This is a genomic window from Pseudonocardia endophytica (assembly GCF_004339565.1).
Taxonomy (GTDB): Bacteria; Actinomycetota; Actinomycetes; order Mycobacteriales; family Pseudonocardiaceae; genus Pseudonocardia; species Pseudonocardia endophytica.
Genome location: NZ_SMFZ01000001.1, coordinates 1271927 through 1295681, shown reverse-complemented (window position 1 = coordinate 1295681; position 23755 = coordinate 1271927). Strand labels below are relative to the sequence as shown.

Below are 23755 nucleotides of genomic sequence, written 5' to 3'. Positions count from 1 at the left end.
GCGGTCATCCCGCGGTCGGGAGCACCAGCGTGATCGTCGTGCCGTGGCCGGGCCGGGACTCGACGGCCAGCGTGCCGCCGGCCGCGTCGGCCCGGTCGAGCATGGTCGTCAGTCCGTCGCCGCGCGGCGTGCGGTCGGGGTCGAAGCCCGCGCCGTCGTCGGTGGCGGTGAGCGTGAGCGTCGCGTCGCCACCGTCGAGCTCGACGTGGGCGTGCGCCGCACCGGAGTGCCGCGCCGTGTTCTGCAGCGCCTCGAGCGCGCAGAAGTACGCCGTCGACTCGATCTCGCGGGACGCGCGGCCGGTGCCGCGGTCCAGCACGGTCACGGCCAGGTCGGCCCGCCGGGTCTGGGCCCGCAGCGCGGCGCCGAGCCCCTCGGCCTCGAGCAGCGGCGGGTAGATGCCGCGGGCCACGTCGCGCAGCGTGTCGACGACCCGGTCCGCGACGACGGCGGTCCGTTCCAGCCGTTCGGCCAGCTCGGTCGCGCCCTCCCGGGCGGCGATCGTCCGCGCCAGCCCGATCCTGATCTTGCAGGCGACCACCTCCTGCTGGGCGCCGTCGTGCAGGTCGCGTTCGAGCGTGTGCCGGGCGCCGTCCTGGGCCGCGAGCAGCCGCCGCCGGGACGCGCGCAGCTCGTCGAGGCGTTCCCGCAACCGCGTCCGCAGCCGGGTGTTGGTCAGCAGCAGCCGCGCCTGCCCGGCCAGCTCTCCGACGAGCTTGCGGTCGGCCGTGCTGACCCCCTCGCCCGGGCGCTTGGCGAGGCTCAGTGCCCCGACGAGCCGTCCCTCGTCGTGCACCGGAGCCACCAGGTCGGCGCCCGGCAGGCGGGGCAGCGCGCTCCCGTCCAGTGGCACGGACCCGGCACCGGGACCGCCCGCCGTCCCGACCGGTTCGAGCCGCCCGTCGCGCGCCACCCACACCGCGGCGCGGGCCGCGCCGGTGCCCTCGGCCAGCAGCCGGGCGGCCTCGGCCAGCGCGGTGTCCGGGTCCGCGGCCCGCCCGAGGTGCGCGGTCATCGCCGCCAGCGCCTCGTACGGCGTGGCCCGGCGGCCGTAGACGAGCCGGTTCGCGGCGTGCTGCACGCGCGCCCGGACCGGCTCGAACGCGACGGCGACCACCGCCGTCGCGGCGATCGACAGTCCGAGGTCGCCCGAGTCGATCGGCAGCAGACGCCCCAGCCCGACGACGATCCCGGCGTAGACGGCCGTGATGAACGCGGCCAGCGCCACGAACACGACCGTCTTGTTGATCACGACGTCGATGTCGTAGAGGCGGTAGCGCAGGACGGCCACGGCGAACGCGATCGGGATGATCCCCTGCGCCACGAGCGTCAGCACCGAGTTGGAGAGGGACTCGCCGACGTCGGAGATCTGGGCGGAACCGACGGCCAGCAGAACCCCGCTGAACGCCAGCCCGTAGATCACCCACTTGAACTGCTGACGTTCCCCACCGCGCGACCGGCGGAACCGCAGGAACGCGGGCACCAGGCTGGCCAGCGCCGTCACGCCGATCAGCGGGAAGCCGAGCTCGATCGGCCACGGCTGGTCACCGAGCTGCAGGTCCGGTGGAACGACCAGGAACAGCACGGTCAGGTAGGCGGAGGCGAGGAGGCCGAACGCGGCGAGCGGACGCCACCGCCGGGAGAGCAACCGGCCGTCCGGGAACAGCTGCGGGATGCCGATCAGCAGGCACGCGGTGGCGGGCACGAACAACCCGGAGAGCCGGTCCTCGACGGCGGCCCCGCCCGGCAGGTCGAGGAAGTGATAGGCCCGCGAGAGCAGCAGCGGCCACTCGAAGGCACCGACCGCGACGAGCAACCACCCGATCACGTGTCCCGGCTGCCGGCGCAGGATCACCACGCCCAGGACGGCGGCGAGGTCGACGTTGTGCAGCTGGTGGGCGGTGAGCGCGTCGCCCCACGACGCCCCGGACCAGGCGATCGAGCCGAGCAGCGCGAGCGCGGAGGCGACGTAGAGCGCCGTGACCGCGTAGGCGAGCCCGTTCGGCAGCGGGAGGGTCGCGGCCGGGCGCTCGTCGCTCCCGGTGGTCATGCGCGTGCCCCGGCCGGTGTGCGCTGCGGTGCCGGTGTCGCGCTGCCCTCGACCGGGATCTCTCCGGTGACCGTCGTGCCGGAGCCGGGGACCGACGACACGGTCAGCGCACCGCCGACGGTGTCCAGGCGGTCGGCCATGCCCTGCAGCCCGGTCCCGCGGGCGGTGGTCGCCGCGTCGAACCCGGCGCCGTCGTCGACGACCGCGAACCGGAACGAGGTCCCGTCGTCGGACAGCCGGACCCGGGCCGACGACGCCCCGGCGTACTTGGCGACGTTCTGCAGGGCCTCCAGCACGCAGAAGTAGGCGGCGGCCTCGACGTCCGGCGGGTAGCGGCCGACCCCGTCGGCGTCCACGACGACCGGGAGCCCGGCCCGACGGGCCTGCTCGGCCAGCGCTGCGGCCGGGCCGTCGGCGGCCAGCCGGGGTGGGTAGATGCCGGCGGCGAGCCCGTCGAGCGTGGCGAGCGCCCCGCCCGCCTGGCCGACGAGCCCGGTGAGCAGCCCGGCGGTCTTCGGTGCCGCGGCCGGGTCCGCGTGCCGGGCGAGATCCGCGAGCTCGTCGCGCAGCCCGGCCAGGTGGGCGCGAGCACCGCCCGCGAGGTCGGCCTCGATGCGCCGTCGTGCCTCGTCCTGCGCGACGACGAGCCGTCGCCGGGACGCCTCGATGTCGCTCAGGCGTTCGGCGAGCTCGGCGTCGAGGCGCAGGTTGCGCAGCACCACCCCGGCCGCCGCGGCGAGCCGTCCGACGAGGTCGGTGTCCGCGTCGGTGACCCGCTCGCCGCGGGGCTTGGCGATGGTCAGCACGCCGAGCAGCTCGCCGCGGTCGTGCACCGGCACGGCGAGATCGGCGTCCGGCAGCCTGGTGGACGCCGCCGTGTCGACGGGTGCGGGGGCGTCGTCGACGGGGTCGCGGTCCGGCCACGTCGCGGCCGGTCGGAGCTGGCGTCCCACCCGCAGCCACACCCGGGCCGGGTGGGCGCCCGTCCCGCCGGCCATCAGCCCGGCCAGGCGCGCCAGCGTGTCCGGTGACGGCTCCGCCGCGCCGATCCGGGTGGCGAAGCCACTGAGCACGTCGTACGGGGTGGCGCGCCTGCCGTAGACCAGCCGGTTCGCGATCCGCTGCAGCGCGAGCCGGACCGGCGCGAACGCGACCGCGACGGCCGCCGTGGCGACCAGCGACAGCGTCAGGTCCGGCTCCGCCCCGGTCCGCCCGATCAACGACCCGATGCCGACGACGATCGCGACGTACGCGACCGTGATGAACGCGGCCAGGCCGGCGACCAGCAGCGTCCGGCTGATCACGACGTCGATGTCGTAGAGGCGGTAGCGCAGCACGGCGACCGTCATGGCGCCCGGGACGGCGACCATGAGCAGCAGGACCGTGACGGCGACGGCCGCCTCGGACAATCCGGCCGCGATCGCCACCGCGAACGGGGGACCGCCGACGGCGAAGCCGTAGAACACCCACTTGAACTGCTGGCGCCGCGCCCCCGTCGACCGCCGGAACCGCACCACCAGCGGCACCAGGCCGGCCAGGATCGCGGACGCGTAGAGCGGGCTCGCCACCGCGATCAGGGCCGTGCCGTCGTCCTCCGCCGGGTCGAGCGCGATCCCGACGGCCAGCAGCACGGTCGTCGCCACGCCGTAGGCCGCCACCGGCCACCAGCGCCGGGAGAGGAGGCGCCCGTCCGGGAACAGCTGCGGCAGCGCGATCAGGACCCCGGCTCCGATCAAGACCCATAGGAAGTGGACCGGGTCGTCGTCGAACCCGAGGCCGGTGTACAGCCGGTAGAGGCGGCCGAACCCGAACACGGCGTCCACGCCGCCGATCCCGACGAGAGTCCAGCCGATCACGTGACCGGGCCGCTGCCGGAGGATCAGCGCGCCCAGGACGGCCGCGAACGCCATGGTGTACAGGTCGAACGAGGCCAGCGCCCCGGCCAGCGACGCCCGGCCGGCCGCGACGGCGACGCCCTGCACCACGACGCCGGCCACGGCGACGACCGCGACGCCGTAGCCGAGCGCGTTGGGCAGGGGCAGGGTCGCGTCGGGGCGCTCCGCGGTGCTCACGCCGACGCCCCGATCCGCCAGGCCCGCACCGGAGCCGCGCTGCCCTTGACCGGCGCCGGTTCCAGCTCGAGGGCGGTCACCGGCGTCGTCAGTGCCGCGTGCGTCGGCACGCTGAGCACGGTCTCGCCCGCGGCGGCCCACTGCTGCAGCCGCTGGGTGAGGTTCACGGTGGCGCCGACCAGCGAGTACTCCACCCGCTCCGCGGAGCCGAGCAGCGCGGCGGCCACCTCCCCGGTGGACAGCCCGATCCCGAGCCCGAACGGCTCCAGGCCGCGCCGGGCGAACTCCGCGTTCACGTCGGCCTGCGCCCGGTGCATCGCCGAGGCCGCGGCGACCGCGCGGTCGGCGTGGTCGGTGCTCGGCTCCGGCGCGCCGAACACGGCCATCACGGCGTCGCCGACGAACTGCATCACGGTGCCGTGCTCGGCGTGGATCGCGCCGTTCATCGCGGCCCGGTGGGTGCCGAGCTGGCCGGCCAGCGCGCCGGGGTCGGTGCGCTCGGCGATCGCGGAGTACCCGCGGATGTCCGACATCAGCACCGTGACCTGCAGCCGCTCGGTGTCCCCGACGGCGTGTCCTCCGGCCCGCAGCCGGTCGGCGATCCCGTCCGGGAGCAGCCGGGACAGCGCCTCGCCCTGCTCCTCGCGGTCCACGATCGCCTGCTGCAGCGTCTTCAGCCGGGTCAGGCACTGCCGGTCGCCCGCGCCGAGGCCCTCGGCGAGCCGGACGAACAGCCGCTCCACCGCCGTCGCGACGTCGGCCGGGGTCGTCCTCCGCGCGGCCGCGATCGCCTTGATCGGCATCCCGGCGCCGACCCGCTGGAGCAGGTCCTCCTCGTCGTCGGTCAGGTCGCCGCGGCGCACCGGCCGGGTCAGCGCCGCGACGATCGCCGGGTCCAGCATCGACCCACCCGCGGCGACCTCCCGGACGGCCCTGGCGAGCTGGTCGCCCTCGGCGACGCGGTCCTTGAGCAGGTAGGCGTAGCCCGCGGCGCCGTCGGCGAGCAGCGCCACGGCGTAGTCCGGGTCGTCGAACTGGCTGAGCACGACGACGCCGGTGCCGGGATGCCGCTTGCGTACCTGCTGCGCGGCGTCGATGCCCTCGCGCCCGAACGCGGGCGGCATCCGGATGTCGGTGACCACCACGGCGGGCGACGTGGCCTCGGCGCCGGCGACCAGACCGTCGTAGTCGGCGGCGGTGCCGAGCACCTCGAAGTCGTCCTCCAGCTCGAGGAGCGCACGCACCCCCTCGCGGACGATGAGGTTGTCGTCGGCGAGGAACAGCCCGATCCGGTGGGGCATGGGTGCTCCTCGTCCTCGGGTGCGGAGGCGTTTCGTCGAGCGTCGGGCACCGGGGCGGGCGGCGGCAGGGTGCGGCCCCCGCGACCGGAGGGGGTGCCTGCCTCCCCGCGGGTCCGCTGGTCGGCATCCGTGTCCCTCCCGGCCCGCGGACGGCACTCTGGATCGGCACCAGCCACCTGCGGTCAGGAGCCCCGAGATGCGTCGCACGTCGTCGGTCACGTCCGTGTCCTGGATCCCGTCGGAGGCCGTGCCGGGGCCGATGCGGCTGCCGTTCTCGCTGGGGGTGTCGCACTACGACGACCCGCCGCCGTCGGAGCTCGGGGACCTGCAGGACTGGCGCGACGCGGACCGGTTCCGGTTCGCGAACCGGCTTGCCGCCTGGATCGACGTCGACGACGGCGGCGCGATCACCGGGTACGGGCACACCGGCGGAGGTCTGATCGGGTCGACGACGCTGCGGCTCGGCCGGTCGGCGGCGACGTTCGCGGCCGTCTCCTACCCGGACCTGCGGCCGGACCCCGAGGTCGGGGACGGCTGGGTGCGGTTCCGGCAGACGGTCGGCGGCCGGACCGGCGCGCCGATGCCGCGCCCGGTGAGCCGCGCGCCGTTCGTGCAGCTCAGCGCCCCGACCGTGTGGACGACGCTGGAGCTCGTCCTGCACACCGACGGCCGCGCCGATGCCCGGATGGCCGGCGCCAGCCCGTTCCCGCGCCACTGGGTCTACGACGACGGCGGCGCGCTCGTCGCGAAGAGCGGGATCACCGACTTCGCCGGCTGGTCGGCGGTGTGCTTCGGTGACCACAGCCCGTGGGGTGACGTGGACAGCCCGGCCCTGGTCACCGCCGTCGAGACCGAGCTGGAGCGGACGCTGTCCGCGACGCTGATGCGCGGCGGCGAGAAGCCGTGGGTGCGGACGCTGCCCGAGGGCGACGAGCTGTTCCGCCAGGGCGAGCGCGGCGACGAGCTGTTCCTGCTGCTCGACGGCGTGCTGGACGTCCTGGTGGACGGCCGTCCGGTCGCCGAGCTGGGTCCTGGCGCCGTCGGCGGCGAGCGGGCGCTGCTCGAGGACGGCCGCCGGACGTCGACGTTGCGGGCACGCACGCCGGTCCGGGTCGCCGTCGCGGGCGCCGCGCAGATCGACCGCGCCGCGCTGGCCGAGCTGGCCGGCGGGCACCGTCGTGAGGAGCGGGCCGCGCCGTGAGGGTCCACCTCGCCGGCGTGCGCGGCTCCACCCCGGCGACCGGTGCCGCGTTCGCCCGGTACGGCGGCGACACGTCCTGCGTGGCGATCGCCCACGACGGCGCCGACCCCGTACTCGTCCTCGACGCCGGTACCGGGTTGGCCCGGGTGACGGCCCTGCTGGACGGCCCGTTCCGGGGGACGATCCTGCTCGGGCACCTGCACTGGGACCACACGCACGGCCTGCCGTTCTTCCGCGCGGGTGACCGGGACGACGCGACCGTCCGCCTCCGGCTGCCGGCCGCGGAGGGTCTGACGGCCGAGAAGACGCTCGCGCGGGTACTGTCCCCGCCGCACTTCCCGATCACGCCGGCCGGGCTGCGCGGCCGCTGGACGTTCGACGACCTGGCCGAGGGCCGCCACGAGACAGAGGGCTTCGTCGTGCACGCCCGCGAGATCCCGCACCCCGGCGGGCGCACGCTCGGCTTCCGGGTCTCCGACGGCCACAGCTCCGTCGCGTACCTCACCGACCACGGCCCGGTCGCGCTCGGCCCGGGCCCGGACGGGTTCGGCCCGTACCACGACGCAGCGCTGGCCCTGGCCCGCGACGTCGACGTGCTGATCCACGACGCGCAGTACACGGCCGGCGAGTTCGACGCCTGCCGCGCGTTCGGGCACTCGTCGGTCGACTACGCACTCGGGCTGGCCGACGCGGCCGGCGCCGGGCGTCTGGTGCTGTTCCACCACGACCCGTCGCGCACCGACGACCGGCTCGACGCGATCGCGGCCACGCTGCCGGCCGGGGCGGTGGTGGCGCGCCAGGGCGACGTGATCCGCCCGCGGGTGCTCGTGCAGTAGGTTCCGCGCGTGGTCTGGCTCGCGATCGTCGCCGGTGTCCTGATCGGCGTCGGCCTGCTCGGGATCGTGCTGCCGGTACTGCCCGGCCCGATCCTGATCGTGGCCGGCGTCGCGGTGTGGGCGGTCCCGCGCGGCGACGCGGTCGGGTGGACCGTGCTGGGCGTCGCCGTCGCGATCACGGCGGTCGGGCAGGTCGTGAAGTACGTGCTGCCCGGAAAGCGGCTGAAGGCGTCAGGGGTGCCGACGTCGACGCTGGTCGCGGGCGGGGTGCTCGGCATCGTCGGGTTCTTCGTCGTGCCGGTGGTCGGGCTGTTCCTCGGGTTCGTGCTCGGCGTCTGGCTGGCCGAGCTGGTGCGGCTGCCGGACCGCTCGCAGGCGTGGACGTCGACGCGGGCCGCGCTCGGCGCCGTCGGTGCCAGCATCCTGATCGAGCTGTTCGCCGGGCTGCTGGCGACGGCGGCGTGGGTGACCGGGATGGTGGTCGGCTGAGCCGGCCGACCTATTCCTGGCTCGCCCAGTACGAGTACGGCGTGTAGTCCGGGTACGGCGCCAGGTAGGGCGTGCGCGGGCCGAGCGTGACCGTCAGCTCGGGTCCGGTGACGGCGTCCGCCGGCACGGTGAACGACGACGTGGCCCAGTGCGTCGTCCTCGACGTGGCGAACTCCCACTCGCCGAGACGCTGTCCGCCCGCGGTCACGGCGACGACGCCGGCCTGCGAGTTCGGTCCGGCGGGCTCCAGGGCGTCCACCCGCCCGGTGAGCGTGACCGGGCGCCCCGGCGTGAGCCCGCGCAGCGTGAACGTCTCCCCGCCGACGACGTGCCGCCCGCTGTCCACCACGACCCGCCCGCCCTGGCCGGTCTCGTGGCGCAGCGTGGTCATCGGCTGCAGCCCGACGAGCGCCGGCTGCACCGAGTACCCGTGCGCGGCCTCGTCGACCGGGTCGCCGACGTTCACCCGGTCCACGATCCGCCCCGGCACCGGCGCGTCCGGCAGGTCGCCGGAGCCGAGGTGGCTCCAGTCGGCCGCCCACACGTCGATCTCGGGGCACTCGCCGCCGGTCTGGCAGATCGCCGGGAACGGCAGCCCGCCCCGCTGCGGGGACTTGACCAGGAACGCGATCAGCGGCTCGTCGGAGAACACCTTCCCGTCGCCCAGGGCGGCGACGTTCGCGCCGCCCCACGTCCGGAAGATCGAGAAGTGGGTGGGCCGCCGGTCGGCCGGCATCCGGGCGAGCGTCTCGTAGAGCGCGCCGGGGCCCTCGTTGGCGGCCTCCGCGAAGCCGTTCGTGGTCAGGCCGATCAGGTCGACGGTCCGCCTGCCGGACAGGTAGGCGACGGCGCCGACGTCGTTGACCGCGATCCGCGAGTCCGGCGGCGTGTGGCCGCGCAGCCAGGCGGCCACCGACACGGCCGACTCGCGGATCGCCGCGCCCTGCTGCCCGCTGCGCAGCGCCCACGTCGGTGCCTCGACGGCGGTGAGCAGCAGCGCGACACCGAGCAGGCCCGCTCCCAGCACCCGCGCCCGTCGCGGATCCGGGACCGCGGCGGCCACCGCACGGATGCCCAGCACGGTCAGCAGCAGCACGACCGGGATCAGCGGCTGCAGGTAGCGGCCGTTGTGCAGGTTCGCGGTCATCAGCGTCGAGACCGCGACGAGCACGCCGCCGAGCGCGACGGCGAGCACGCCGGCCAGCACCCGTCGCGGCGGGCGGCCGAGGACGAGCGCCGCGAGCCCGACGGCCGCGAGCACCAGCGTCGCCGGCCCGACGACGCCCGTCGAGGTCGTGCCGCCGAACACGCCGAGCAGGTCCTGGACGGTCCCGGTGACCTTGTCGGCCACCTCCAGCGGGTACGTCAGCGGCATCGACAGCCAGGACTTGGCCGCGATGCCGTTGTTCTCCGCGGTGCCGGTCATCGCGTCGTAGACCAGGCTCTGCGTCCCGGCCGCGACGAGCGGGAGCAGGCAGAGCGCGGCCGTCGCCAGCAGGCGGCGGTGCGGCGCGCGCCGGGCCCGCCACCAGGACCCGAGCACGACGGCGACTCCCAGCAGAACTGCGACGACCACCACGAGCCCCTCGGGACGGGTGATCGCCAGCAGCGTCCCGGCGACCGGCGTCGCGACGAACCGGGCCCGCGGCTGCTCGACGACGAACGCCAGCAGCGTCGCGACCACCAGCGCCGAGACCAGCCCGACCTCCATGCCGCTCGTCGCACCCCACAGCAGCGCGCCGGACAGCGCGGTCAGCGCCGCCGCGGCCGTCCCGACGGTCCGCGACGCCAGCGCCCGGCCGAGCAGGTACACGCCGGCCACCGTGGCGACGAAGCAGACCACCCCGAACGCGACCGCCGCGTAGAGCAGCAGCGACCCTCCGACGCCCACCGCGGCCACGGCGCCGAGCAGCAGCACGTAGAGCAGGCTGCTCGCGCCCGTGGTGGGGGAGTCGCCGGGCATGTACCGCAGGAACTCGCCGTGGCCGATCCGGGACGCGTACTGCAGGTGGATGTAGACGTCGTCCAGCGGCGGCGCGAAGCGGCCGTCGTTGTAGCCGGCGTTCACCGCGATCGTCGCGACGGACGTCAGCGCGGCCAGCGCGATCACGGCCAGGAGCAGAGGATCCGGACGGCGGACGCGGAACCGGGGGCCGCGAGGCCGGTGCTCGACGGCGGGCGCGTCCGGGGGAGTCTCCTCGAGCAGCGTCACGGATCGTCTCCTCGGACGACGGGTGGGGAGCGCGCTGCTCGCCGGCCGGGCTTTGTGAGTCCCGGACCCCGTCGCGGCGCACCAGCACGCTAGCCCAGCCGGTTCCCTGGTCATGGCGTCGGGTCCGCCCCGACGGGTTACGGTGCTCGCGTGGCGGTGCGGCCGGGACGAGCGGTGGTCGTCGGGGGCAGTGTTGCGGGCCTGCTGTCCGCCGGGACGTTGCTGCGGCGCGGCTGGGGCGTGACCGTGCGCGAGCGCACCACGGGCGCGCTGCAGGAACGAGGGGCCGGCGTGATCCTCCCGGTCGGCGTGCACGAGCAGCTCGTCGACGGCGGGTTCGTCGGCCCGGACACCGGTGCCGTCCCGATCACGCGCCGGGAGTGGTTCACGACCGGCCCCGATCCCGCCGGACGGGTCTGCTACGCGCACCCGCTGTTCGGCATGACGAACAACTGGGGCGTGCTCTGGCGGTCGCTGACCGCCCGGCTGCCGGCGCTCGACCACCGCCGGGGCTCGCCCGTCTCCCGGGTCGTGCCGGGGGACCCGCCGCTCGTGGAGTCCGACGACGGCACCGACCGGCCGGACCTCGTCGTCGGGGCCGACGGGTACCGCTCCGCCGTGCGGACCTCCCTGGCGCCCTGCGACACGCCGTCGTACGCCGGGTACGTGCTCTGGCGGGGGACCTACGACGCCGCGCTCGCCCCGTCCGCGGCCGTCGACCTGCTGGAACGCGGCGTGCTCGCATCGCCGGTGCACCCGGGCGGGCACGCCGTCGTCTACCTGGTGCCCGGCCACGACCCGGGCACGCTGCGGATGAACTGGGCGATGTACGGCAGGCTGCCGTCCGAGGTCGCGCTGGACGATCCGGACGCCGTCCCGTTCGGGGCGCTGGACGAGACGTTCGGGACCGAGCTGGAGCGCGTGCTCGACCACGTCCCGCCGCTCTGGGCAGAGGTCATGCGGATCGCGCCGCCGGACGGCCGGCTCGTGCAGCCGATCTACGACCACACGCCGTCGACGTACGCCGGGCCCGGCGTCGTGCTCGCCGGGGACGCCGCCGCCGTCGCCCGCCCGCACACCGGCAGCGGCGTGGCGAAGGCCGCGGAGGACGCGTTCACACTGGGCACGGTGCTGGACTCGTGCGACGACCTGGCCGCGGCACTGACCGCCTACGACGCCGCGCGCCGCACCGCGGGTGCCTCGACGGTCGACGCCGGGCGGCGGCTCGGGCGCGGGATGGTCGAGGAGCTGCCGGACTGGACGTCGGACTCGGTGGAACCCTGGGCGGCCGCGATCCGCGACTCCGGCCCGCGCAACTACATGTTCGACGACCGGGAGCGGCCCGCATGACCGACGAGTGGACGGACTTCGGCGTGGCCGTCACCGGCGTGAGCGGCGCGCTGATCGGGCTGCTGTTCGTCGCGCTGTCGATCAACCTGCGGCAGATCGTCGACTCGCCGACGCTGCCCGGACGGGCGATGGTCGCGCTGGTCCTGCTGAGCCTCCCGTTGCTGTCGGCGATGCTGCTGCTGGTGCCGCAGCCGGACGTCGCCTACGGCGTCGAGCTGGTGGTTCTCGGTGTGGTGCTGGGGTCGTGGCTGCTCTACCTGACCCGGCCGGGCGCGCGCGAGGCCGGGCAGACGGCCAGGGCACGGCTCGTCGGGACGATCGGGCCGGTCGTGCTCGCGTCGGCGAGTGTGCTCGTGGGCGGCGTCCTGCTGGTCGCCGGGCACGAGGCGGGGCTCTACGGCGTCGTGGTCGCCGCGATCGCGGCGTTCCTGGGGGCGCTGCTGACGACGTGGGTGCTGCTGGTCGAGATCCTGCGCTGATTAGGCTGCCCGGCGAGGTCCACGAACGGGAGGTGTGCGGTGGCGATCCGCGTGGCGGTGCTCGGGGCGAAGGGACGCATGGGCGGCGAGGTCTGCCGGGCCGTGCGCGAGGCACCGGACACCGAGCTGGTCGCCGAGCTGGACCTCGGCTCGGATCTGTCCGGACTGGACGGGGCCGACGTCGCCGTCGACTTCACGCACCCCGACTCCGCGGTGGACAACGTCCGGTACTGCGTCGAGCACGGCGTCGCGGCCGTCGTCGGGACCAGCGGTTTCGACGCCACGAAGTTCGACCTCGTCCGGGACGTCCTCGACGCCCATGGCTCCGGCTCCGTGCTCGTCGCGCCGAACTTCGGTGTCGGCGCCGTGCTGTCCATGCACTTCGCGGCGCAGGCGGCGAGGTTCTTCGAGTCGGTCGAGGTCGTCGAGCTGCACCACGCCGGCAAGGTGGACGCGCCGTCCGGCACGGCGTCGCGGACGGCGTCGCTGGTCGCGGCCGCCCGCGCGGACGCCGGGCTCGGCGCGGTGCCGGACGCGACCACCCAGGACCCGGGCGGCGCCCGCGGTGCGGACGTCGACGGGGTGCACGTGCACGCCGTGCGGATGCCGGGGCTCGTCGCGCACCAGGAGGTCATCCTGGGCAGCGCCGACGGCGAGGTGCTGACGATCCGGCACGACTCGATGAACCGGTCGTCGTTCATGCCCGGCGTGCTGATGGCCGTCCGCGCCGTGCGGGAGCGTCCCGGCCTGACGATCGGGCTGGAGCCCCTGCTCGGACTGAGCTAGTCGATCAGCCGCAGGTCGAGCGTGCCGGACATGCGGACCTCGCGCAGCGTCCCGTCGCCGGTGTCCAGCGTGCGGACGGCGCCGTCCGGCTCCCAGCCGGCGCGGGCGTAGAACGCGCGGGACGCCGTGTCCGCCTCCGGCACCCAGGCCCGGCCCTGCTCGCTGCCGTGCTCGCGCAGCGCCTGTGCCGCTGCGGCCAGCAGGCGCCCGCCGTGGCCGCGCCGTCCGAACCGCGGTTCGACGAGCAGCGTGCTGACCTCGGCGATGGACAGCCCGTCGGCGCCGTCGTAGTACGCGGCCGCGCAGAAGCCGACCGTGTGCGCGCCCTCGACGGCGACGAACAGGTGGAAGCCGCCGCCCGCGTGCACGGCGTCGGTCCACGCGGCGCGCGCGGCGTCGCCGGTGAGTCCCTCCAGCGCGGCGTCCGGCACGATCCCCGCGTACGCGGTGCGCCAGGTCGTCGCCTGGACCTCGACGATGGCGTCGACGTCGTCGTCGGTGGCGGGGCGGACGCTCGCGGTGGCCATGCGGGCATGGATACCCGACGCGGCACACGGCCCGTCGACGAGGGGGAGCCGTGCGGCACATCGAGTGGAGTGCGGGGCGGCCCGAGGTGCGGGATGCGCCCGACCCGGTGGCGGGCGACGGGGAGGCCACGCCGGTCGGCGCGGGGACGCCGACGGAGTGCGGGGCGGCGACGTCGCCGGGCGCGTACTGGTCCGCGGGCGCCGGGCCCGCCGGGTCGCCCACCCGGCCCGGTGCCCGCTGGTGCCCGCTCAGCGTCGCGCCGTCGGCACCGTCGTGCCGGCCCGCCGGATCGCGGCGCGCACGGCCGCGGGGTCACCGTCCGGTCCCGGCTCCCGCCACGCGACGTAGGAGTCCGGACGCAGCAGTACCGCGCCCTCCGGGCCGATCCCGAGCGCGTCGACGTCGGGCACGGTGACGTCGCCGCCGCCGGGACGGTCCGGCCCGGCGAGCACGCACCAGTCCCCGGCGAGGTCCACGGTGGACCGTCCATCCGGGAGCCAGAGATGTGGGACGCGGCTGCCGGGGCTGCCGTCGAGACGGTCGAGCACCGGTTCGGCCGGCCCGTCGGACACGATCGCGCGCGAGGAGTACCGGTCGGCCGCGCCGTGCATGTCCAGGCCGCCGAGCCGCCCCGATCCGGCCGCCGCGCCGCCGGCGATCACCGGGACCATCTCGCCGGACACCCACACCGCCCGCGCCCCGGCCGGCCACCGTTCGTCCTCATAGGAGTCGAGCAGGGTCTCGGACGCGCTGCCGCGCAGCACCTCCGCCAGCTTCCACGCGAGGTTGTGCACGTCCGCGACGCCGGTGCTCGCCCCGCGCCCACCGGCCGGCGGCATCTGGTGCGCGGTGTCCCCGGCCAGGAACACGCGGTCGAGGCGCATCCGGTCGGCGACCCGCTCGGCGGCCTCCCACGGCTGCGTGGCGAGCACCCGCACCGGCGGCGCGCCCGGCCCGATCGCCCGCGCCACCAGCTCGGCGCACCGGTCAGGGGTGAAGTCCTCTCCGGACTCGACGGCCGGGTCGTAGTGGACGTGGAACGCCCAGCGCGACCGGTTGTCCAGCGCGGTCAGCATCCCGCCCAGACCGGGCTGGCCGATCATCGCGAGGCTGAACTCGCGGTCCCGGACGAGCTCGGCGAGGTCGCACTCGAACAGCACGTTCACCTGATGGCCGTGGCTGCGCCCGCGCGTCGAACCGATGCCGAGCGCGTGCCGCACCGGGCCGGACGCGCCGTCGGCCAGCACGGCGTACCGGGCGTGCACGGCGCCGCCGTCCCGGCGGGCGACGACGCCGCCGTCGTCCTGCTCCAGCGCGGTGACCCGGGTGCCGAACCGCACGGTCGCGCCCACGTCCAGCGCCGCCCGCAGCACGACGGGTTCGACCACGTCGAGCGTGCCCCGAGATCCGGTCACCGGGGACCAGGCGGTCGCCGGCCGGAGCGGCGGCGGCCCGTCGCGGCGGGGGAGCGGGGTGACCAACGAGATCAGGTCGTGGCCGACGAGGATCCCGTCGCTGCGCGCCAGCGGTGCGCCCGCGTCGCGGATCGCGTCCTCGACGCCGAGCTCGCGGAAGACCTCCATGGCGCGGGCGTTCACGCCGCGCGCCCGGGGGAGCACCGACGTCCCGGGGTGCGCCTCCAGCAGCGTCGTCGCGATCCCGTGGCGGGCCAGCGCGAGCGTCGCGGTCAGGCCGACGATGCCGCCCCCGACGACCACCACCTCCGTGTCCGTCATCGCGCCACCTCCGCGTCCACGGCCGCGGCGGCCCGGGCGGTGAACGGCGTCGCGGCGGCGATCGCGACCACGATGCCGACCGGCAACGCCAGCCCGGACGCCCACACCGCCGTCGTGACCGGGAGGGTGAAGATCAGCGTCAGCCGCACCGCCGAGGTGAGCAGGAACGCCAGCCCGTAGACGATCTGGGCGCGGCACAGCTGCCGGCCGAGCACGCCGCCGGGCACGGCCAGCAGCCGGGCGAACGCCCCGTCGGCGGCGGCCGTGCGGGCCAGCCACGGACGGAACATCTCGGTCATCGCCGTGCGCCCGCGTAGACCGGTGACCAGCAGGTAGAGGCCCATCGGCGGGACCCCGAGCTCCTCCTTGGCCAGCATCAGCCGCGGCGAGCCCACGATGAACGACACCGGGATGCTGATCGCCGTCACGACCAGCACGAACAGCGCGACGGCATCGGTCCGCCGGTCCCGGACCAGGCTCCAGATCACCCGGACACCCGCGGCGGCGCTGCTGATCGCCAGCGACGCCACCAGCCCGACCCCGGCGGCCTGCAGGGCGTAGAAGCCCACCACCGGCACCGCGACGTCGAGCGCCAGCACGCCGAGCGACCGCCACAGCGGCGAGCGGCCGGATCCGACCCGTTGCTCCTCGACCCGTTCGTTCTCGATCACGGTCATCGCTTCCCCCATTTACTAGACTAGACTGTCTAGTCTGATAAAGTGCTCCTGTGGCCGATGCCGTGTCAAGTGCGGGTTCCGCGCCTCGCCGCGGGCGTCCGCCGTCGCCGCGCAAACGGGCCGCCGTGCTCGACGCGGCGACCGCGGTGTTCCTGCGCGAGGGGTTCGCCGGGACCGGGATGGACACGGTCGCGGCCGAGGCGGGCGTGGCGAAGCAGACCGTCTACAGCCACTTCGGGGACAAGGAGTCGCTGTTCAAGGCCGTCGTGCACGCCGCCCGTACAGCGGGCCGGCCCGGGACGGAGCATCCGCCGTCGCTCGGCCTCACCGAGGCGTCCGACCTGCGGGAGGCGCTCGTCGCGTTCGGCGCGAACCACCTGTCGCTGACCATGAGCCCGCGGGTGGCGGCGTTGCGACGGCTGATCATCGGTGAGCTGGACCGGCGCCCGGACCTGCGGGCGATGTGGAACGAGGGGGGCCCTGCCGAGCTGACCGCCCGGCTCGCCGACGAGTTCGCGGCGCTGGACCGCGCCGGCCGGCTGGAGGTCCCGGACGCGGGTCGCGCGGCGGACCAGCTGATCTCGCTGCTGTCCCACGAGGCGAACATGCGATCGCTCTACGGCGTGCGTGAGCTGGGCCCCGACGAGCGCCGCGACATCGCCGACCGGGCTGCGGACATGGTGCTGCGGGCCTACCGGCCCGTTTCTGTCGGGGGGTCGTGACAGCATCCTGGGCGTGCGGACGATCTCGGCGGACGTGGCCCGGCGGACGGCGCTGGCGGCGCAGGGGATGGCGGATCCCCGGCCGTCCGGGCCGGTGACGCGGCGCCACCTGCAACGCGTGCTGGGGCGGGTGCGGCTGCTGCAGCTGGACTCGGTGAACGTGGCCGTGCGCGCGCACTACATGCCCGTGTTCAGCCGCCTCGGTGCGTTCCCGACCGAGGTGCTGGACGACGCGGCGTGGGCACCGTCCGCGCGGAGGCCCCGGCTGCTCGTCGAGGCGTGGGCGCACGAGGCGAGCCTGGTGCCGGTCGAGGACTGGCCGCTGGTCGGGCATCGCGTGCTGCCCCAGCGCTGGTGGCGGCACTACGCGGAGCTGCTGGAACGGCACCCGACGCTGGCCGACGACGTCAAGGCCGTGGTCGCCGAGCGCGGGCCGGTCGGGGCGGGTGCGATCGAGAGGGAGCTGGAGCATCCGGGTGCGACCCCGAGGCCGCTGGGTGCCACCTGGTGGGAGCGTTCCGAGGTCAAGCGCGTCTGCGAGTACCTGTTCGCCGTCGGGGAGTTGCACGTCGGCACGCGGCGGCACTTCGAGCGGCTCTACGACCTCCCGGAGCGCGTCCTCTCGCCGGAGATGCTCGCCACCCCGGCGCCGGACCCGGCCGACGCCGCGCGCGAGCTGGTGCGCCGGTCGGCCTCCGCGCTCGGTGTCGGCACCGAGACCGACCTGCGGGACTACTATCGCCTCGGCCCGGAACGCACCCGCACCGCGATCGCCGAGCTGGTCGACGCCGGTGATCTGGAGACGGTCGCGGTGCGCGGCTGGGCGAAGCCCGCCTACCGGGACCCGGCGGCCCGGGTGCCCCGCGCGATCGAGGGTGCAGCGCTGCTCTGCCCGTTCGACCCGCTCGTCTGGGAGCGGGACCGTACCGAGCGGATCTTCGGCTTCCGCTACCGCATCGAGATCTACGTGCCGGAGCCCAAGCGCGAGTTCGGTTATTACGTGTTCCCGTTCCTGCTCGACGGGCGGCTCGTCGGCCGGGTGGATCTGAAGACCGACCGCGCGACCGGCGTGCTGCGCGTGCAGGGCGCGTTCACCGAGCCGGGCGTGGACCCGGCCCGGGTCGCCGGGCCGCTGGCCGCGCAGCTGCGTGAGATGGCGGAGTGGCAGGGCTGCGACGGGGTGGTGGTCGGTATCCGGGGCGATCTGTGCGAGGACCTGGAGCGCGCGCTCCGCTGACGGCTACCGGAGGTCGAGCCGCAGGGTCGCCATCTCGTCCAGGTGCGCGGCGATCTCGGACTCGTCGGCGTCCGCGTCGACCGGGAACGCCGCGAGGGCCCACGGCACCTGCACGGCGGACAGGTAGGCCGCGATCGTGGCGACGGCCTCGGTGCCCGACGGCGTCGTGGCGCTGTACGTCGTCGTCCCGTCGCCGGTGACGATCTCGCACCACGGGTCGGCCAGCAGGTTCTGCACCCAGTCCCGACCGGCCACGGGGGACACGAGGTGCAGCGCCCCCGCGTGGCGCAGCAGACCCAACGGCGTCGCGTGCACGTCGCCGCTCCGACGCCCGCGGGTGCGGACGACACGCAGCGCGAACCCGCCCTCCGGGATCGGCTCGTCCGGTGCCCCGGAGAGCTTCTCGATCATGGCGGCGTTCGCCTCACGAGCGGCGGTGCGGTCCATGTGGTCCAGCGTACCCCGGTTGTTCGACGGCGAAGAGTCTCGCTCATCGAGTGAGTGCTGTCCGTTCGGCTCGACACGATTCGCGGCGCGTCGGACGGCGCGGAGCACGTCCGGAACGCGTGCGCCGCCGGAGAGCGCGCGCGACCGGGCCCGCGCGTCCGGCGGTCCTCCGCGCGTTCTCCGGAACCGCGGGCAGTCGACGGATTCAGCCCCGCCCGTCGCGGCCATGCTGAGAGCGAACGAACGCCACGTTCGTGCCGATGATCGGTACGAACGTCGCGTTCGTGCCGGTCATGGCGGCCGAGCAGCGGGTGCCCGCCGGCCGATCGAGGCACTCTCCTCGCGCCCGGACCGGCGAACCGAGTGATGCGCGCGGACCGGCGTTGGCGCCGTGTGACGCGCTCGGCGCACGTATCGGCCCTCGGTTGTCGGCGCGCCTCGGCCGACATGAACGCGACGGTCCTCGACGCGCCACCTGAGGACGCTGGTGTTCACGTCGACCGCGGCGCGCCACAGGCCACCCGCGACCCGACGCCCGCCCGTCGAACGGATGGGGCGCCCGTACCGATCATGCGTACGAACGCCACATCCGTTCGCCGGCGGGGACTCCCCTCCGGGCGGCGGGCCGGAGTGGCCGGCCCTCAGGCGGGGACCGGGGTCGCCCTCGTGACCCAGATGTCGCCGCTGCCCGTACGGCCGCCGATCTTCAGGACGGCCGGGCTCTCCGGGGCGACGCCACCGACGTCGAGGTCGCTCCGGGCGCGTCCGGAGCCGCTCGAGAGGTCCAGCTCGGCCGCGACGCCAGCGTGCACGCCTGCCCGGATCGCGCCGGATCCGGTCGTGAGGTGCAGCGACCCGGCCACGGCGTCGGCCAGGACGACGTCGCCGGAGCCGGTCCGCACCTCGACGTCGGCCGTGATCTCGCCGACGCGCACGTCGCCACTGCCCGTCCGTAGCTGGGACGGACCGGCCAGCGCGGCGACGTCGACGACACCGCTGCCCGCGCGCAGGCGCGCACGGCCGGCGACGGCGCCGAGCTCGATCCCGCCGCTGCCGGTGGTGACGTCCACGTCGCCGTCGACCTCCTCCAGCCGTGCGGCTCCGGAACCGGTGCGCACGGCGGCCCACCGCGCCTGGCCCCGGACCGTGACGTCGGCGGCGCCGGTCCGGGCGGCCAGTCGCGATCCCCGCGGCGCGGACACCGTCACGACCAGCGGCACCCCGGCCAGGCCCTGGGAGTCCGGACCGCGGACGACCAGGCGTCGTGCCGACTCCGACCAGGTCACGGTCGTCGCCTCGACCGCAGCGGCCGACGGGTCCCCGGTCCGCTCCCACGGTGCCCCGACGATCGGGTCGAACCCGCGGCCCGCGCCACCGGCGCCGGGCGGCATCCCGCCTCCGGACATCGACCCGAGCCAGTCCAGCAACCCGCCGAGCCCGTTCTGCCACGGGGCCCCGCCACCCGGCTCCGCGCGGACCTGCACGGTCACGCCGGAACCGGGGTCCGTCAGGTCGATCTCGACCCGGCCGCCGCCGATCGTCGCCTCGATCTCGGCCGGCCCGTCGCAGTCCCACCGCTCGTGACGCGTCCCCGGCTCGCCGAACACCGGTCCGGTCGCGTCCTCGCGGGCGTTCCCGGGTGCCGAGCCGGCGCCGGTCGCCGAGCCTGCTGGACCGGAACCACCGTCGCCGGACTCACCGCCGGGTACGCCGGGCCCACCGCCGGCCGCTCCGGGGTCATCCGGCCCGCTGCCACCGCCACCGCCGGACGTCCCGGTGCTCCCACCAGGGCCCGTGCTCCCACCGGCATCGGCGGTCGAGACGTCCCACCTGCCGGTAGGCCCGGCCTGGTTGTCGGTAGCGTCCTGCGGCGCACCCGGCGTGACGTCCTCGCCGGGGGACTCCGGGGCGCTCATCCCTGCACCCAGCCGCGGAGGCGGCCATCGTCGTCGGGACCCTGACCGGGACGGCCGGGCCTGCCCTGACCACGCTGCTGCGCGGCGCCGGACAGTGCACCCTGCACCGCCTGCGCGACCCAGGTGTTCAACGAGACCCCCTGCTGCTGCGCGGCCTGCTCGGCCTGGCCCTTGATCTGTTCGACGATCCGGAGCGTGACGCGGCTGATGTCACCGGCGTCCGGACCGAACGGCCCGGTCTGCTGGGTCTGCTCGGTCGAGCGCCGCGGCTCCTCCTGCGCCGACGTCGGGGCGCCGCCGACGGACACCTGCACGTCACGGCCGTCCAGCCGCAGGTCGACGGTGCGGTCCCCGAGCGAGGCGGTGACCTCGGCGGCGAGGTCGGACAGGGCGTTCATCAGCGCGAGGCGCGCCGCGGGTTCGATGGCGGACCCGAGCAGGGCCGCCGTCCGGCGGGTCTGCTCGTCGCCCGCCGAGGCGGCGGTGGCGAGGTCGTCGCGCAACTGCGCGACGTACGGAGTGAGGTCCATGACGCCATAGTGGCGTCACTCGTGCCGTCGCGCAATGTCGATCTGGCGTCATCCCTGGCGGCGGCCGGGACTGTCGGGGGTCCCCGTTACTCTCGCCAGCATGCCGGAGACCGTGCCTCTGACCGTGCAGCTCGTCGGGAAGACCGAGTTCTTCCCGCCGGCCGACGTGCCGTGGGAGACCGACGCCGAGGGTGGACAGGCGCTGGCCGAGTTCGCCGGTCGGGCGTGCTACCAGTCGTGGTCCAAGCCGAACCCGAGGACCGCCACGAACGCGGGCTACCTGCAGCACATCCTCGAGGTCGGGCACCTGTCGGTGCTGGAGCACGGCACGGTCAGCTTCTACCTCACGGGGATCTCCCGGTCGCTGACCCACGAGCTGATCCGGCACCGCCACTTCTCGTACTCCCAGCTGTCCCAGCGCTACGTCCCGGAGAAGGACGCGGCGATGGTCGAGCCGGATGTCATCGCGGAGGACCCGGAGCTGCACGCGCTGTTCACCGAGGCCGCCGCCGCGTCGGTGAAGGCCTACGAGGAGCTGCTCGCCGGGCTGGAGCGCCGGTTCGCGGACGTGCCGAACACGACGTTGCGCCGCAAGCAGGCCCGCCAGGCGGCCCGCGCGGTGCTGCCGAACGCCATCGAGACGCGGATCGTCGTCACCGGCAACTACCGGGCGTGGCGGCACTTCATCGCGATGCGCGCGTCCGAGCACGCGGACGTCGAGATCCGTGCCCTGGCCGTGGAGTGCCTGCGCCAGCTGCAGCGTGAGGTCCCGAACGTGTTCGCCGACTTCGAGGTCCAGACGCTCGACGACGGCTCGGTGATCGCGTCGAGCCCGTTCGTCACCGAGGGCTGAGCGGGCCGGGCGACTCCGGCGTGCGGTCGCGCCGCCCGCCGACGAGTGTGGAGGCAGAACGAGACGGACGAGAGGGGACGGCCGATGACCAGCACGCTGGAGAGCACCACCCGCGAGGCGGGCGACGGCGGAGCCCCCGAACTGACGCACTGGATCGGCGGGGCGGCGCGGCCCGGCGTCAGCGGCGCGTTCGGTGACGTCACGGACCCGGCGACCGGCGCGGTGACCGCCCGCGTCCCGTTCGCCTCCGCCGACGAGGTGGGCGCCGCCGTCGCCGCTGCCAAGGCGGCGTTCCCGGAGTGGCGGGACACGTCGCTGGCCCGGCGCACGCAGATCCTGTTCCGGTTCCGCGAGCTGCTCAACGCCCGCGCAAGCGAGCTGGCGGAGATCATCACCGCGGAGCACGGCAAGGTCGCATCCGACGCGGCGGGCGAGGTCGCGCGCGGCCAGGAGGTCGTGGAGTTCGCCTGCGGCATGCCGCACCTGCTGAAGGGCTCCGCCACCGAGAACGCGTCGTCCGGTGTGGACGTCCACTCGGTACGCCAGCCGCTCGGCGTCGTCGGGATCATCAGCCCGTTCAACTTCCCGGCCATGGTGCCGATGTGGTTCTTCCCGATCGCGATCGCGGCCGGGAACACGGTCGTGCTCAAGCCGTCGGAGAAGGTGCCGAGCGCCGCGCTCTGGATGGCCGAGCTGTGGCGCGAGGCCGGGCTGCCGGACGGCGTGTTCTCGGTCGTGCACGGGGACAAGACGGCCGTCGACGGCCTGCTGACCCATCCGGACGTCAGGTCGGTGAGCTTCGTCGGGTCGACGCCGATCGCCCGCTACGTCTACGAGACGGCCACCGCGCACGGCAAGCGCGTCCAGGCCCTCGGCGGCGCCAAGAACCACATGGTCGTGCTGCCCGACGCGGACCTCGACCTGGCCGCCGACCAGGCCGTCAACGCCGGGTTCGGGTCGGCGGGGGAGCGGTGCATGGCGATCTCCGCGGTGGTCGCCGTCGGGAGCTGCGCCGACGACCTGGTGGGCCGCATCGCCGAGCGGGCACGCGGGCTGCGCACCGGCGACGGCCGCCGCGGCACCGACATGGGCCCGCTCGTCACGCGGGCAGCGCAGGAGCGGGTGACCGGCTACGTCGGTGCCGGCGAGACCGAGGGCGCCACGGTCGTCGTCGACGGTCGCACCGGCGAGTTCGACGCCGACGGGGACGGCTTCTTCGTCGGCCCGACGCTGCTCGACCACGTGACCACCGACATGTCCGTCTACACCGACGAGATCTTCGGCCCGGTCCTGTCCGTGCTGCGCGTGGACACCTACGAACAGGCCGTCGACCTGGTCAACGCGAACCCGTACGGAAACGGCACCGCGATCTTCACCCACGACGGCGGCGCCGCCCGCCGGTTCCAGAACGAGGTCGAGGTCGGGATGATCGGCGTGAACGTGCCGGTACCGGTCCCGATGGCGTACTACAGCTTCGGCGGCTGGAAGAACTCGCTGTTCGGGGACACGCACGCGCACGGCGTCGAGGGCGTGCACTTCTTCACCCGCGGGAAGGTCGTCACCACGCGCTGGCCGGACCCGAGCCACGCCGGCCTGAACCTGGGGTTCCCGCGGAACACCTGACGCTCAGACGGCGACGGCGTGCACCCGTCGTCGAAGAGCGGGGAGATCGCGCACGACGATCGCCCGGCCCTCCTTGATCAGCACGCCCTCGGCGACCAGCCGGGAGAGCTCGCGGCTCATCGTGACCCGGGTCAGTCCGACCATGAGGGCCAGCTCGTCGACGGCGGGCCGGATGGACAGCCGCGCCGACGTGTCCAGGGTGACCTCGCCGTACGCCTCGACCAGGTGCCCGAGCAGCAGCGTGACCCGCTCGCTGGCGGGCAGGCCGTCGATCATCACGTGCAGCTGGAGCACGCGCTGCTTGTAGGCGATCCGGCGGGTGATCTCGAGCAGCAGCTCCGGGTCGGCGCGGGAGGCCTCCAGCAGCGCGTCCCGGGTCACCGACACGATCTCCGACGGCTGCGTGGTCACCGAGCCGAGATGGCGCGGCCTGCCGTCGAAGCACGCCGCCTCTCCGACGGTGGAGCCCGGCTCGGCGTAGGCGAGCACGCGCTCGGTGCCGTCCGGCCGGTGCAGGGAGATCCGCACCCGCCCGGACACGACGACGTGGAACCGCGACGACTCCTCGCCCTGGCGGTAGACGTGCTCCCCGGTCCGGTAACGGCGGGCGGTGCCGAGCGCGACGAAGCGGTCGCTCATGGGGTTCGGCCCGGCCAGCAGGAACGGCGAGACCGGCTGCTCGTCCCTGTGCGGCTCACCCATCCGGCCGA

The 23755-nt window shown here is 75.0% G+C and carries 21 protein-coding genes; 10 read left to right on the top strand and 11 right to left on the bottom strand.

The features are described from left to right. Positions 1-4: 4 nt before the first annotated feature. The 3 genes from EV378_RS05685 to EV378_RS05670 are packed head-to-tail and all read right to left on the bottom strand — an operon-like array spanning position 5 to position 5423. The gene (locus EV378_RS05685) at positions 5-2050 is read right to left on the bottom strand and encodes a sensor histidine kinase (RefSeq protein ID WP_132421651.1); all 2046 of its coding nucleotides are present in this window, start codon (positions 2048-2050) and stop codon (positions 5-7) included. Beyond that, positions 2047-4122, bottom strand: a complete 2076-nt coding sequence (locus EV378_RS05680) for an ATP-binding protein (protein WP_165922155.1) — start codon at positions 4120-4122, stop codon at positions 2047-2049. The genes EV378_RS05685 and EV378_RS05680 overlap by 4 nt, the downstream gene beginning before the upstream one ends. Continuing rightward, positions 4119-5423 carry an adenylate/guanylate cyclase domain-containing protein gene (locus tag EV378_RS05670; protein WP_132421649.1) on the bottom strand — a complete coding sequence of 435 codons (1305 nt, stop codon included), beginning with the start codon at positions 5421-5423 and terminating at the stop codon, positions 4119-4121. The genes EV378_RS05680 and EV378_RS05670 overlap by 4 nt, the downstream gene beginning before the upstream one ends. Before the next feature lie 196 nt (positions 5424-5619). Here EV378_RS05670 and EV378_RS05665 point away from each other — a divergent pair, with 196 nt between their 5' ends. From EV378_RS05665 to EV378_RS05655, 3 genes are read left to right on the top strand one after another with little or no spacing between them, the layout of a single operon-like run. Beyond that, positions 5620-6624, top strand: coding sequence for a cyclic nucleotide-binding domain-containing protein (locus EV378_RS05665; RefSeq protein ID WP_165922154.1), 1005 nt, complete (start codon positions 5620-5622; stop codon positions 6622-6624). Beyond that, positions 6621-7460 carry an MBL fold metallo-hydrolase gene (locus tag EV378_RS05660; protein ID WP_132421647.1) on the top strand — a complete coding sequence of 280 codons (840 nt, stop codon included), beginning with the start codon at positions 6621-6623 and terminating at the stop codon, positions 7458-7460. The genes EV378_RS05665 and EV378_RS05660 overlap by 4 nt, the downstream gene beginning before the upstream one ends. Before the next feature lie 9 nt (positions 7461-7469). Then, positions 7470-7949 (top strand): DUF456 domain-containing protein, encoded by a 480-nt coding sequence (locus EV378_RS05655; protein WP_132421646.1) that lies wholly within the window; start codon positions 7470-7472, stop codon positions 7947-7949. Between the two features lie 10 nt (positions 7950-7959). Here EV378_RS05655 and EV378_RS05650 read toward each other — a convergent pair whose 3' ends face one another. Continuing rightward, positions 7960-10161, bottom strand: coding sequence for a hypothetical protein (locus tag EV378_RS05650; RefSeq protein WP_132421645.1), 2202 nt, complete (start codon positions 10159-10161; stop codon positions 7960-7962). 150 nt (positions 10162-10311) lie between these two features. Between EV378_RS05650 and EV378_RS05645 the strand changes: the two genes are divergently transcribed. From EV378_RS05645 to dapB, 3 genes are read left to right on the top strand one after another with little or no spacing between them, the layout of a single operon-like run. Next, positions 10312-11511, top strand: coding sequence for an FAD binding domain-containing protein (locus tag EV378_RS05645; protein WP_132421644.1), 1200 nt, complete (start codon positions 10312-10314; stop codon positions 11509-11511). Beyond that, the gene (locus tag EV378_RS05640; RefSeq protein ID WP_132421643.1) at positions 11508-11990 is read left to right on the top strand and encodes a hypothetical protein; all 483 of its coding nucleotides are present in this window, start codon (positions 11508-11510) and stop codon (positions 11988-11990) included. The genes EV378_RS05645 and EV378_RS05640 overlap by 4 nt, the downstream gene beginning before the upstream one ends. Positions 11991-12029: 39 nt before the next feature. Further along, positions 12030-12776: a 4-hydroxy-tetrahydrodipicolinate reductase gene (gene dapB, locus EV378_RS05635; protein WP_132421642.1), complete on the top strand. Its 747-nt coding sequence runs from the start codon at positions 12030-12032 to the stop codon at positions 12774-12776. Here dapB and EV378_RS05630 read toward each other — a convergent pair. From EV378_RS05630 to EV378_RS05620, 3 genes are all read right to left on the bottom strand, one after another. Then, positions 12773-13303, bottom strand: a complete 531-nt coding sequence (locus tag EV378_RS05630) for a GNAT family N-acetyltransferase (protein ID WP_132421641.1) — start codon at positions 13301-13303, stop codon at positions 12773-12775. The genes dapB and EV378_RS05630 overlap by 4 nt on opposite strands. A 249-nt stretch (positions 13304-13552) precedes the next feature. After that, complete coding sequence (locus EV378_RS05625; protein WP_132421640.1) at positions 13553-15040, bottom strand: FAD-dependent oxidoreductase; 1488 nt, start codon at positions 15038-15040, stop codon at positions 13553-13555. Further along, on the bottom strand, positions 15037-15717 hold the full coding sequence (locus tag EV378_RS05620; RefSeq protein WP_132421639.1) for a VC0807 family protein: 681 nt from the start codon (positions 15715-15717) through the stop codon (positions 15037-15039). Before EV378_RS05620 ends, EV378_RS05625 begins: the two co-directional genes overlap by 4 nt. A gap of 125 nt (positions 15718-15842) precedes the next feature. On the opposite strand from EV378_RS05620, the gene EV378_RS05615 reads away from it, so the two are divergent. Both EV378_RS05615 and EV378_RS05610 read left to right on the top strand, forming a co-directional pair. Next, positions 15843-16439, top strand: coding sequence for a TetR/AcrR family transcriptional regulator (locus EV378_RS05615; protein ID WP_165922153.1), 597 nt, complete (start codon positions 15843-15845; stop codon positions 16437-16439). Between the two features lie 13 nt (positions 16440-16452). After that, complete coding sequence (locus EV378_RS05610) at positions 16453-17676, top strand: winged helix-turn-helix domain-containing protein (RefSeq protein ID WP_165922152.1); 1224 nt, start codon at positions 16453-16455, stop codon at positions 17674-17676. A gap of 3 nt (positions 17677-17679) precedes the next feature. Here the strand turns inward: EV378_RS05610 and EV378_RS05605 are convergent, their stop codons facing one another. The 3 genes from EV378_RS05605 to EV378_RS05595 all read right to left on the bottom strand — a co-directional run bounded on the left by EV378_RS05605 (position 17680) and on the right by EV378_RS05595 (position 20569). Beyond that, positions 17680-18123, bottom strand: coding sequence for a nitroreductase/quinone reductase family protein (locus tag EV378_RS05605; RefSeq protein ID WP_132421637.1), 444 nt, complete (start codon positions 18121-18123; stop codon positions 17680-17682). A 641-nt stretch (positions 18124-18764) separates the two neighbouring features. Then, positions 18765-20039 (bottom strand): DUF4097 family beta strand repeat-containing protein, encoded by a 1275-nt coding sequence (locus EV378_RS05600; protein WP_132421636.1) that lies wholly within the window; start codon positions 20037-20039, stop codon positions 18765-18767. Continuing rightward, positions 20036-20569 carry a toxin-antitoxin system HicB family antitoxin gene (locus tag EV378_RS05595; RefSeq protein ID WP_132421635.1) on the bottom strand — a complete coding sequence of 178 codons (534 nt, stop codon included), beginning with the start codon at positions 20567-20569 and terminating at the stop codon, positions 20036-20038. The genes EV378_RS05600 and EV378_RS05595 overlap by 4 nt, the downstream gene beginning before the upstream one ends. Positions 20570-20669: 100 nt before the next feature. Between EV378_RS05595 and thyX the strand changes: the two genes are divergently transcribed. Both thyX and EV378_RS05585 read left to right on the top strand, forming a co-directional pair. Continuing rightward, positions 20670-21422 (top strand): FAD-dependent thymidylate synthase, encoded by a 753-nt coding sequence (gene thyX, locus EV378_RS05590; protein WP_132421634.1) that lies wholly within the window; start codon positions 20670-20672, stop codon positions 21420-21422. A gap of 84 nt (positions 21423-21506) precedes the next feature. Next, positions 21507-23045: a CoA-acylating methylmalonate-semialdehyde dehydrogenase gene (locus EV378_RS05585; RefSeq protein WP_132421633.1), complete on the top strand. Its 1539-nt coding sequence runs from the start codon at positions 21507-21509 to the stop codon at positions 23043-23045. Between the two features lie 3 nt (positions 23046-23048). Here EV378_RS05585 and EV378_RS05580 read toward each other — a convergent pair whose 3' ends face one another. Further along, a complete protein-coding gene (locus EV378_RS05580; protein ID WP_132421632.1) occupies positions 23049-23747 on the bottom strand; it encodes a Crp/Fnr family transcriptional regulator in 699 nt (232 codons plus the stop codon). Positions 23748-23755 lie beyond the last annotated feature (8 nt).

Coding starts and splice junctions, on each gene's coding strand:
- EV378_RS05685 (WP_132421651.1), bottom strand. CDS start 2,050: ATGACCACCGGGAGCGACGAGCGCCCGGCCGCGACCCTCCCGCTGCCG.
- EV378_RS05670 (WP_132421649.1), bottom strand. CDS start 5,423: ATGCCCCACCGGATCGGGCTGTTCCTCGCCGACGACAACCTCATCGTC.
- EV378_RS05665 (WP_165922154.1), top strand. CDS start 5,620: ATGCGTCGCACGTCGTCGGTCACGTCCGTGTCCTGGATCCCGTCGGAG.
- EV378_RS05640 (WP_132421643.1), top strand. CDS start 11,508: ATGACCGACGAGTGGACGGACTTCGGCGTGGCCGTCACCGGCGTGAGC.
- EV378_RS05630 (WP_132421641.1), bottom strand. CDS start 13,303: ATGGCCACCGCGAGCGTCCGCCCCGCCACCGACGACGACGTCGACGCC.
- EV378_RS05625 (WP_132421640.1), bottom strand. CDS start 15,040: ATGACGGACACGGAGGTGGTGGTCGTCGGGGGCGGCATCGTCGGCCTG.
- EV378_RS05620 (WP_132421639.1), bottom strand. CDS start 15,717: ATGACCGTGATCGAGAACGAACGGGTCGAGGAGCAACGGGTCGGATCC.
- EV378_RS05605 (WP_132421637.1), bottom strand. CDS start 18,123: ATGGACCGCACCGCCGCTCGTGAGGCGAACGCCGCCATGATCGAGAAG.
- EV378_RS05600 (WP_132421636.1), bottom strand. CDS start 20,039: ATGAGCGCCCCGGAGTCCCCCGGCGAGGACGTCACGCCGGGTGCGCCG.
- EV378_RS05595 (WP_132421635.1), bottom strand. CDS start 20,569: ATGGACCTCACTCCGTACGTCGCGCAGTTGCGCGACGACCTCGCCACC.
- thyX (WP_132421634.1), top strand. CDS start 20,670: ATGCCGGAGACCGTGCCTCTGACCGTGCAGCTCGTCGGGAAGACCGAG.
- EV378_RS05585 (WP_132421633.1), top strand. CDS start 21,507: ATGACCAGCACGCTGGAGAGCACCACCCGCGAGGCGGGCGACGGCGGA.
- EV378_RS05580 (WP_132421632.1), bottom strand. CDS start 23,747: ATGGGTGAGCCGCACAGGGACGAGCAGCCGGTCTCGCCGTTCCTGCTG.